The organism is Marinibaculum pumilum (genome assembly GCF_042646425.1).
GTDB lineage: Bacteria > Pseudomonadota > Alphaproteobacteria > Ferrovibrionales > Ferrovibrionaceae > Marinibaculum > Marinibaculum pumilum.
This window is the reverse complement of record NZ_JBHRTR010000018.1, coordinates 74,526-84,426: the sequence shown is the minus strand read 5'-3', so window position 1 is coordinate 84,426 and position 9,901 is coordinate 74,526. Positions and strand designations below refer to the sequence as shown.

Genomic DNA, 9,901 nt, shown 5'->3' with positions numbered 1-9,901 from the left:
ACATTCCGCCAGAACGCTCGTTTCCAAGTAGAATCAATGCCATGCACCCCGTCATCCGAAATCGTGCCGGACAGCACTGGGCTTGACCCGGGGATCGCGACGGAGCGGTGATGCTGCGCGGCGGCACGGTCCCGTCGTGACCCTCGGGTCGGGCCCAAGGGCGACGGAAATGAGAGAGGCGCGGCTACCGGGTTCAGCCGCCGGTGCCGCTACCCCGCCTGCCGCAGGAAGAAGATCAGGTCCATCTCCGGCGCCGGCCGGCCCAGCCCGGTCAGGATCGCGCTGGCCTGGCCGCGATGGTGGGTCTGGTGGTTGAAGAGATGCGCCAGCACCTGGGCCAGCGGCTCCGCCTGGGGGCGGCCGGCGACGGTGCGGTAGTGCAGCATCCCGTCCAGCGCGGCCGGGTCCATCCCGTCGACGACCGCGACGATCCGGGCATCCTCCGCCTCGCGCGCCGCCCGCAGGCCGGCAAGGTCTTCGGCCAGGATGCCGTCCAGGCGCGGCGGCGCCTCGCCCTCCCCGGTGATCCGCTTCAGCCAGATCCGGTCGCCCGCCAGGACATGGTTCAGGGTGCCGTGCAGGGAGCCGAAGAAGGCGCCGCGGTCGGCGAAATAGTCGGTCGCGGACAGGTCAGCCGCGGCGTCGTAGAGGATGGCATTGGCCCAGCGGATGTAGCGGGCGAAGGTGCGGAAGTGATCCAGCATTGGCGGTCCGAAAGAAAAGGCGGCCGGCCGCATCCGCGACCGGCCGCCCGGTGACTGTTTCCGTTGTCGTCGCCGCTCAGGCGCCGGCCGGCAGCAGGCGCTGCTCGATCGCGGCGGTGCGCATGTTCTTCTGCAGCTTCTCGAAGGCGCGGACCTCGATCTGCCGCACCCGTTCGCGGGAGATGTCGTACTCCTTCGACAGCTCCTCCAGGGTCTTCGGCTCGTCGTTGAGGCGCCGTTCCGTCAGGATGTGGCGTTCCCGCTCGCTCAGGGTCTTCATCGCCGCCTGCAGCAGGCCGCGCCGGCTCTCCAGCTCCTCGGCCTCGGCAAAGCGGGTCTCCTGGTCGAGCTCGTCGTCGACCAGCCAGTCCTGCCACTCGCCCTCGCCGTCGATGCGCAGCGGTGCGTTCAGCGAATTGTCGGGCGCGGCGAGGCGGCGGTTCATGGTGACCACATCGTCCTCGGACACGTCCAGCCGGGTGGCGATGGTCTTCACCTGCTCCGGCGAGAGGTCGCCCTCGTCGATCGCCTGGATCTGGCCCTTCACCTTGCGCAGGTTGAAGAACAGCTTCTTCTGCGCCGCGGTGGTGCCGATCTTCACCAGCGACCAGGAGCGCAGGATATATTCCTGGATCGCCGCCCGGATCCACCACATGGCATAGGTCGCCAGGCGGAAGCCCTTGTCGGGTTCGAACCGCTTCACCGCCTGCATCATGCCGATATTGCCCTCGGCGATCAGTTCCGAGAGCGGCAGGCCGTAGCCCCGATAGCCCATCGCGATCTTCGCCACGAGGCGCAGATGGCTGGTCACCAGCTGGTGGGCCGCATCGGTGTCCTCGTGCTCGCGCCAGGCCTTGGCGAGCATGAACTCCTGGTTCGGCTCCAGCATCGGGAACTTGCGGATTTCCTGCAGGTACTGTGACAGGCCGCCATCGCTGGGCACTGCTGGCAAGGTAGGTGTCGCCATGTCCGTCTCCCCTGAACTGGTCGGGCAGGATCCGCCGGGCCGAGTGCCGCCGAAGAACCCGTCAAAGGGCCCTGCGGCAGCGCCGCCCGATGGCCCGGCGGCAGATTCTGAACCGTTCGTTCCAATATATGGGTTCGACCTCGCCGCATTGCGAGAGGGCAGATCGATACGGATCGTTGCCGGAACATCGGCCGCCGGCTTGCGGTTCCTGCGGCCATCGTCCCGATCATCGATCCACTGCCGGAACGCTAGCCGTGGAATGCGCAGGAATTGTGGCAGCGAAACCGTGAACCGGTGATGAATGTGGCGACGAAGACCTTGCCTTGCGCCGCCGCGGTGATGCGATAATCGGCGCAAACGCAGCCCTGTCGGGGCGCTGCGGGCCGGTCGGTCCGCGGCGGCGATCCGGGGCGGATTTTCGGGGGAAGGAACGGCCGATGACGGACATGGATGCCTACAAGCGCCTGCGCGAGGATTTCGCTCTCGCCATCCCGGACGACTACAATTTCGCCTTCGACCTGATCGACCGCCGTGCGGCGGAGCGGCCGGACATGACCTGCCTGATCGCGGTGAACCGCGATGCCAGCGAGGTGCGGCCCGTCGGCTATGGCGAGATGGCGGCCAATTCCGCCCGCTTCGGCAATCTGCTGCTGTCCCTCGGCGCGGCGAAGGGCGACAAGGCGGTGGTGATGCTGCCGCGCATCCCGGCCTGGTTCGACACCCTGTTCGGCTGCATGAAGGCGGGCGTCGTCTCGATGCCCGGCACCAACCTGCTGACCGCGAAGGACATCGCCTACCGGGTGCAGCGCTCCGGCGCCCGCTTCGCCGTCGTGACGCAGGAGCATGTGGAGAAGATCGAGCAGATCCGCGGCGACTGCCCGACCCTGGAGCATCTGATCCTGGTCGGGGGCACCCGCGACGGCTGGACCGGCTTCGAGGCGGGGATCGCGGCGCAGCCGGCCAGCCTGTCGCGGGACCGGGCGCCGTCCACCCGCGCCGATGACGACATGATGATCTACTTCACCTCCGGCACCACCTCGCAGCCGAAGATGGTGCCGCGGGACTTCGGCTACGCGCTGGCCCACACCATCACCGGCCGCTACTGGATGGACCTGCGGGAAGGCGATGTGCACTGGACCCTGACCGACACCGGCTGGGCGAAGGCGGCCTGGGGCATCCTGTTCCCGCCGATGCTGATGGGCGCCGCCGTCGTGGTCTATGACGGCGATGCGAAGTTCGACACCGACCTGCACCTGAAGCTGATCCAGCGCCTGGGGGTGACCACCTTCTGCGCGCCGCCCACCGTCTACCGGCTGTTCGCGCAGACCGACCTGTCCGGCTACGACCTGACCTCCCTGCGGCACTGCCTGGGCGCCGGCGAGCCGCTGAACCCGGAGGTGATGCGGGTCTGGAAGCAGGCCACGGGCACGGAGGTGCATGACGGCTATGGCCAGACGGAGACGATCAACATCGTCGCCAATCTGCCGGGGTTCGAGATCCGCCCCGGCTCCATGGGCCGGCCGGTGCCCGGCATCACCGTCGACGTGATCGACGATGACGGGCAGCCGGTGGCCGACGATACGATCGGTCATATTGCGGTGAAGCTGGACCGCGACGGCGGCGCCTACGGCCTGTTCCGGGGCTATTACGACGACGAGGACACCAATGCCCGGGTGTTCCGGCACGGCTGGTACTATACCGGCGACACCGGGCGGCGGGACGCCGACGGCTATATCTGGTTCGTCGGCCGGGCCGACGACATCATCCTCTCCGCCGGCTACCGGATCAGCCCGTTCGAGGTGGAGAGCGCCCTGATCGAGCATCCGGCGGTGGCGGAATCCGCGGTGATCGGCAAGCCCGACGAACTGCGCGGCGAGATCGTGAAGGCCTATGTCATCCTGGCCGCCGGCCATCGGCCCGGCGAGGCGCTGAAGACCGACATCCAGGACTTCGTGAAGAAGCAGACCGCCCCCTACAAATATCCGCGGGAGATCGAGTTCGTCGACGCCCTGCCGAAGACCATCTCCGGCAAGATCCGCCGGGTGGAACTGCGCGCGGGCGAGGGCGGCGACGGCAAGGCCTAGAATGCTGCCGGAAAAGACGGAAGCGGCACCACATTCACAATCGTCGTCCCCGACTTGATCGGTGATCCATTCCGCCCGCGGTGCCATACCGCGCGGCCCGCGGAATGGATTCCATGGTCAAGCCCACGGCTGTCCGGTTCAGGCATTCGGCGATGTGAAGAAAGCCACACCGCACCCTTCATTCGTCATGCGCGGACCTGTTCCGCGCATCCATTGTGCCGCACCTCAATAAGATCTGGCCTCTATTGAGCCTGGCCCGGCGGTGACGAAAGTTAGAGAAATATTGTCGGGTTCCCGTCCCTTTTCGTCCGATTGCGGCAGAATGTCTGCGGTATCGTGGCTCTGCGCACTAACAATTCCTGCTTAACCGGACAGCCGTGGGTCAAGCCATGGAATGCCGAAGTTGGGGGTGTCGCGCCCGAACCGAGCCGGCCACCGAATAAATTCCAGCCGAGATGGGAAGGCTTCCGCGCCCCTGTTTCGCCGGCCTGCCCCGAAGCGAGGCGGAACCGGTTGCGCCGGCGTGGCGTTACCGGGGGAACCGCGCGAAGGAGGGGATTGCCATGATCGACCAGGTATTGCTGCAGCCGCTGGGTGCGCTGGTGGCCGGGATACTGATCCTGATATTCCCGACCCTGCTGAACTACATCGTCGCCATCTACCTGATCCTGATCGGGCTGATGGGGATCGTGCCGCAGTTCACCGGCTGACGGGTGCAGGCCCGGCCGGCGCCGGTCAGGCCTCCAGCGCCGCCAGCAGGGCGGCGAAATCCGCCGGCGGCGGGGTCTCGAACCGCATCTCCTCGCCCGTGACCGGGTGACGGAAGCCCAGCACCGCGGCATGCAGGGCCTGGCGGGGAAAGGCGGCCAGCAGGGAGGCCGCGCCGGCGCCGTTCTCGCCAGCGCCCTTTCCCTTGCTCCCCTTCCCGTGGGGCCGCTTCGGCCGGCGGGTGCGGCCATAAACCGGGTCGCCGACCACCGGATGGCCGATATGTGCCAGATGCACCCGGATCTGGTGGGTGCGGCCGGTCTGCAGCCGGCAGGCGAGCAGGCTGGCCAGGGGCACGCCGTCCGCCCCCTCGTCGAACGACCGCAGCAGCCGGTAGTCGGTCGCGGCGTACCGGCTGCCGGCGCCGCCGCGCACGGCCATCCGGGTGCGCAGATTTGGGTCGCGGCCGATCGGCGCCTCGATCCGGCCGGCCGGCGGCATCGGCCGCCCCCAGGCCAGCGCCAGATATTCCCGTTCCAGGTCGTGGCTTTCGAACAGGGCCGCCAAGCCGCGATGCGCGGCATCGGTCTTCGCCGCCACCATCACGCCCGAGGTCTCCTTGTCCAGCCGGTGCACGATGCCCGGACGGCGCACCCCGTTGATGCCCGACAGGCTGTCGCCGCAATGGCGCAGCAGGGCATTGACCAGGGTGCTGTCCGGGTTGCCGGGCGCGGGATGCACCACCAGCCCGGCCGGCTTGTCGACCACGATCAGGTGCGCATCCTCGAACAGCACGGCCAGCGGGATGTCCTGCGCCGCGGGCAGGGCCGCCTCCGCCGGCGGCAGGAGGAGCAGGTAGCTCTCCCCCGGTTTGACCCTGTAGGAGGGCTCGCCTATCGTCGCGCCGCCCGCGCCGGGGGGCGTTCCGGGGGGCGCCCCGGGCGCCGTTTCGGCCGTTATGGCACCGGCGGCGATCAATGCCTTCACCCGCTCGCGCGAGGGCGCGGCTTCGGTCCCTGCCAGGTGCCGGGCCAGCACCCGGTCGAGCCGCGCGCCGGCCTCCGCAGGCGCGGGGCTGATGCGGAACCGCAGGCCGGCCGGCCCTTCCTCCTCCAGTTCCGCGGTCGGGCATTCGCCGGGCGATGCGCCGCCGTCCGGGCTGTCGGGATCGGATGATGCGGGTACGGTCATGGGCGATGGTGTGTTGTATGGCGGCGGCGGGAGGCGGAGGAAGCGGCGATGACCCGGGACAAGGCGACGGACGGCACGGCCGGCGGCGGCCGGAGCGACGGCAGTGATGCCGAAGAGGACCAGGACGAAGGCGGCCCCAATCTCGCACTGCTGAAATGGATTGTCATCGGGCTGGGGGTCCTGATCGTCATCGGGCTCGGCGTCGTGGTGGTCACGGTCGCCAACCGGATGGGCGGCAGCAGCGCGACGGCCACCGACCCGGTGCGCCTGCCGGCCGCGTTCGGCCGCGCGGCGATCCAGGCCGGACCGGAAACCGAGATCGTCGATGCCAATGCCGGCGGCGATGTGATCCTGCTGACCCTGCGGGCGCCGGGCCGCCCGGACAGTGTCGTGGTGCTGGACGCCGCGACCGGGCAGGAACGCGGGCGGCTGGAGCTGGAGCGCCGGCTGCCGGAGGGGGCGGCCCCCGCATCGACCCAGGATCCGGCCCGGTGAGGCCGGCCGCCTTCTCCCGGATCGGATGACCCGGCCTTCATGATTCGCATGGCCGCAGCGGACCTGGCCCGCCTGGCGGACTGGGCGCAGGCCGCCTATCCGCAGGAGGCCTGTGCCCTGCTGGCCGGCCGCTGGCGTCCCGGCGCCGTGCTGGACCTGACCCGCCTGGTGCCCAGCCGTAATCTCTCGGCCACGCCGGAGCAGGCCTTCGAGATCGACCTGGGCCTGCGGATCGGGCTGGAGCGGGAACTGCGCGACCCGCCGGGCGGGGCGGTGACCGGCGCCGAGCGCCTGGTCGGCCTCTGGCATTCGCACCCCGACGGCCCCGACCGGCCGTCGGAGCGCGACCGCGCCGCGGTGCAGGAGGATATGCTGTGGCTGGTCAGCGCGGTGGACCGCGGCACGGCAGGCCGGCCGCGGGCCTTCCGCCCGCTGCCCGGCCCGGGCTTCGCGCGGGCGCGATGGGGGGCGATCGGCGGCTTCGGGCCGGTGGCGGGATTCCTGGAAGAGAGCCTGGTGGCGGTGGCGCTGCCGGACGGGATGCAAGAAAAGGGGATGAGTTCATGAGTGATGCGCAGGCGCCGGTCCGGGCCGTGTTGTGGGATTTCGGCGGGGTCTTCACGACCAGCCCGTTCGAGGCCTTTGCCCGCTACGAGGCGGAGAAGGGCCTGCCGAAGGACTTCCTGCGGCAGGTCAATGCCACCAACCCGGACGGCAATGCCTGGGCGGCGATGGAGCGCAGCGAGATCAGCGTCGACGAGTTCGACCGCCGCTTCCGCGCGGAAAGCGCCGCCGCCGGGCACGAGGTGCCGGGCCGCGACGTGCTGGACCTGCTGTCCGGCGATGTGCGGGAGGAAATGGTGACCGCCCTGAAGATCGTCGCCGACCGCTACCGCACCGCCTGCATCACCAACAACATGCGGATGGGCCATGGCCCGGCGATGGCGGGCGACACCGCGAAGGCGTCGCGGATCTCCGGCATCCTCGACCTGTTCGAGGTGGTGATCGAGAGCAGCAAGGTCGGCATGCGCAAGCCGGAGCCGGGGATCTACCAGATGGCCTGCCGCGCGCTGGAGGTGGAGCCGTCGGAGGCCGTCTACCTGGACGATCTGGGCGTGAACCTGAAGCCGGCGAAGGCGATGGGCATGCGCACGATCAAGGTAGCCGGCGCGGGCCAGGCGCTGGACGAGCTGGAAGCGATCCTGGGCCACGGCCTGCGCTGACGGCAAAGACGGCAGCGGATAACGGGGGAGGAAGGGGAAGATGCTGAAGGACCTGCTGACTGCAGCGCCGCCGGTGCTGGCGGTGGCGGAGCGTTTCGCGGCCGAGGAGATGGCGCCGAACGCCGCCGCCTGGGAGCGCGAGCGCCGCTATCCGCGCGATGCCTTCGCCCGGGCCGCGGCTGCCGGGCTCTGCGGCCTGTTCGTGCCGCGGGAGGCCGGCGGACTGGACATTTCCTGCCAGGAACGGATCGCGCTGTGGGAGGTGATGGCGAGAGCCGATTTCGGCTTCACCTTCAGCCTGGTCGTGCATACCGCCTTCGCCGCCGCGATCGCCCGCAACGGCAGCGCCGCGCAGCGCGACCGCTACGTGCCGGCAATGATGTCGGGCGACTGTCTGGGCGCCTTCCTGCTGACCGAGAAGCAGAGCGGCTCCGACGCCGCCGGCATCCTCACCCGGGCGGTGCAGGACGGCGCGGACTGGCGGATCGACGGCGCGAAGACCTGGGTGACCAACGCCGCCTCTGCCGACCTGCTGCACGTCTATGCCCAGACCGACCCGGAAGCCGGCTGGCGCGGCATCGCCGCCTTCCTGGTGCAGGCCGACGATCCCGGCGTGATCCGGGAGGAACCCTATTTCATGCTGGGCGGCCATTCCATGGGGGTCGGCGGCTTCCGCTTCGACGGCGCAAAGGTGCCGGCCGACCGCATGCTGTTCCCGCCGGGGGAGGGCTTCAAGGCGGCGCTGGGCGGCATCACCATCGCCCGTATCGTGGTTCCGGCGATGTGCGCCGGCATGCTGCAGGCCGCTGTGGACCAGGCCACCGCCGCGCTGACCGGCCGCCGCGCCTTCGGTCGGGACCTGGCCGATTTCCAGGGCCTGCAATGGCGGCTGGCCGATGTCGCCACCGACCTGCACGCGATCCGCTGCATGGCCGCCGATGCCGCCCGCCGGGTCGATGCGGGCGAGGACGCGCAGATCGCCGCGGCGCATGTGAAGAAGTTCGCGCCCGCCCGCGCGCTGGAGGGGCTGGCCGCCTGCATGCAGATGATGGGCGCCGACGGGCTGAAGCAGGACAACCCGCTGCCCCGCCACCTGGCGGCGGCGAAGCTCGCCCAGTACATGGACGGCTCCAGCGAGATCCAGAACCGGGTGCTGGCGCGGCACCTGCTGGGGCGCGGATAGGGGAAACGGACGGTGGCGGGGCCTGGGCCAAATTCGACCCTTGATTCCGCCCCGGCGAACCGTTATACCCCGCGCCTCACGACCCCTTCGTCTAGCGGTCTAGGACATCGCCCTCTCACGGCGAAAACACGGGTTCGAGTCCCGTAGGGGTCGCCATCTTTCCGCATCTTGCGGACCGCCTGCCGCCGGCCATTGCGCCGGCGCTTGCATTTGTGGGCCCCATCGCCCCCAATCCGCCGCGACCGGCGGGCCTACGCCCGCGCCAAAGCGTCGAGGCGTCATGACCTCCTCCCTTCGCGACTTTCTGGCCGGCCGCGCCCGGCATGCCGGCACCCTGCTGCCGGGGATCGCGATCTGCCTGATCATCGCCGCCGCCGCCCGCTTCCTGGCCGACCATTACGGCGCGCCGCAGATGCTGTTCGCGCTGTTGATCGGCATGGCGGTGCATTTCCTGTCGGAAGAGCCGAAGAGCGCGCCGGGCATCGCCTTCTGCAGCCGCACCGTGCTGCGGCTGGGGGTGGCGCTGCTGGGGCTGCGGATCACGGTGGGGCAGGTCGCCGACCTGGGGCTGGACGCCGCGGCGTGGATCGCCGCCGGGGTGGCGGCGACCCTGGCCTTCGGCGTGGCTCTGGGGCGGCTGCTGGGGCCCGGCGGCGGGCTGGGGCTGCTCAGCGGCGGCGCGGTCGGGATCTGCGGCGCCTCCGCCGCGCTGGCGATCTCCTCGGTGATGCCGGCGCATGCCAATCAGGAGCGCAACACCACCTTCGTCGTGGTGACGGTGACCACCTTCTCCACCCTGGCGATGATCTTCTACCCGATCCTGGCGGTGCAGCTGGGCCTGGACGAGCGCCATGCCGGCCTGTTCCTGGGCGGCACGATCCACGACGTGGCGCAGGTGGTGGGCGCGGGCTATGGCCTGTCGACCGCGGTGGGTGACGATTCCACCATCACCAAGCTGTTCCGGGTCGCCCTGCTGGTGCCGGTGGTGCTGGGGCTGGGGCTCTGGTTCGGCCTGGCCGGCCGCCGCAGCGGCAACCGGCCGTCCGGCGCCGGGGCCCCGCCCGCGGCGTCCGTCAGCCTGCGCCAGGCCCTGCCGGTCTTCGTCCTGGCGTTCTGCGCCCTGGTGGCGCTGAACACCCTGTTTCCCATTCCCGACGGGGTGCGGCTGCCGCTGGTGGAGCTGTCCTCCTGGTGCCTGGTCACGGCGATCGCCTCGATCGGCGTGCGCACCTCGCTGCGCTCGCTCGCCGGGGTGGGGCCGCAGGCGGTGCTGCTGATGCTGGCGGAGACCGCCTTCCTGGCGCTCTGGGTGCTGGCCGGCATCCTCTGGCTGGTATAGGCGGCGC

At 70.1% G+C, this 9,901-nt stretch carries 10 protein-coding genes and 1 tRNA gene; 8 read left to right on the top strand and 3 right to left on the bottom strand.

What is annotated here, in order from left to right; all coding sequences use genetic code 11:
* Positions 1-209 precede the first annotated feature (209 nt).
* Positions 210-704 (bottom strand): DinB family protein, encoded by a 495-nt coding sequence (locus tag ACFOGJ_RS06850; protein ID WP_379899093.1) that lies wholly within the window; start codon positions 702-704, stop codon positions 210-212.
* Between the two features lie 76 nt (positions 705-780).
* On the bottom strand, positions 781-1,671 hold the full coding sequence (gene rpoH / locus ACFOGJ_RS06845) for an RNA polymerase sigma factor RpoH (protein WP_379899091.1): 891 nt from the start codon (positions 1,669-1,671) through the stop codon (positions 781-783).
* A 437-nt stretch (positions 1,672-2,108) separates the two neighbouring features.
* Here rpoH and ACFOGJ_RS06840 point away from each other — a divergent pair, with 437 nt between their 5' ends.
* Together ACFOGJ_RS06840 and ACFOGJ_RS06835 are read left to right on the top strand one after the other, a co-directional pair.
* Entirely contained in the window at positions 2,109-3,755 is a 1,647-nt protein-coding gene (locus tag ACFOGJ_RS06840) for an acyl-CoA synthetase (protein ID WP_379899090.1), read from the top strand.
* A gap of 563 nt (positions 3,756-4,318) precedes the next feature.
* Positions 4,319-4,465, top strand: a complete 147-nt coding sequence (locus tag ACFOGJ_RS06835; protein WP_379899089.1) for a DUF3096 domain-containing protein — start codon at positions 4,319-4,321, stop codon at positions 4,463-4,465.
* Between the two features lie 25 nt (positions 4,466-4,490).
* Here ACFOGJ_RS06835 and ACFOGJ_RS06830 read toward each other — a convergent pair whose 3' ends face one another.
* Positions 4,491-5,654 (bottom strand): RluA family pseudouridine synthase, encoded by a 1,164-nt coding sequence (locus tag ACFOGJ_RS06830; RefSeq protein WP_379899088.1) that lies wholly within the window; start codon positions 5,652-5,654, stop codon positions 4,491-4,493.
* A 48-nt stretch (positions 5,655-5,702) separates the two neighbouring features.
* Between ACFOGJ_RS06830 and ACFOGJ_RS06825 the strand changes: the two genes are divergently transcribed.
* The 6 genes from ACFOGJ_RS06825 (at position 5,703) to ACFOGJ_RS06800 (ending at position 9,894) form a co-directional block, all read left to right on the top strand.
* Positions 5,703-6,149 carry a DUF6476 family protein gene (locus tag ACFOGJ_RS06825; RefSeq protein WP_379899087.1) on the top strand — a complete coding sequence of 149 codons (447 nt, stop codon included), beginning with the start codon at positions 5,703-5,705 and terminating at the stop codon, positions 6,147-6,149.
* A gap of 48 nt (positions 6,150-6,197) precedes the next feature.
* On the top strand, positions 6,198-6,716 hold the full coding sequence (locus ACFOGJ_RS06820) for a Mov34/MPN/PAD-1 family protein (RefSeq protein ID WP_379899086.1): 519 nt from the start codon (positions 6,198-6,200) through the stop codon (positions 6,714-6,716).
* Positions 6,713-7,372 (top strand): HAD-IA family hydrolase, encoded by a 660-nt coding sequence (locus ACFOGJ_RS06815; RefSeq protein ID WP_379899085.1) that lies wholly within the window; start codon positions 6,713-6,715, stop codon positions 7,370-7,372. The genes ACFOGJ_RS06820 and ACFOGJ_RS06815 overlap by 4 nt, the downstream gene beginning before the upstream one ends.
* 40 nt (positions 7,373-7,412) lie before the next feature.
* Complete coding sequence (locus tag ACFOGJ_RS06810) at positions 7,413-8,555, top strand: acyl-CoA dehydrogenase family protein (RefSeq protein WP_379899084.1); 1,143 nt, start codon at positions 7,413-7,415, stop codon at positions 8,553-8,555.
* A gap of 80 nt (positions 8,556-8,635) precedes the next feature.
* Positions 8,636-8,711 (top strand) — tRNA-Glu (locus tag ACFOGJ_RS06805).
* 124 nt (positions 8,712-8,835) lie between these two features.
* Positions 8,836-9,894: a YeiH family protein gene (locus ACFOGJ_RS06800; protein WP_379899083.1), complete on the top strand. Its 1,059-nt coding sequence runs from the start codon at positions 8,836-8,838 to the stop codon at positions 9,892-9,894.
* Positions 9,895-9,901 lie beyond the last annotated feature (7 nt).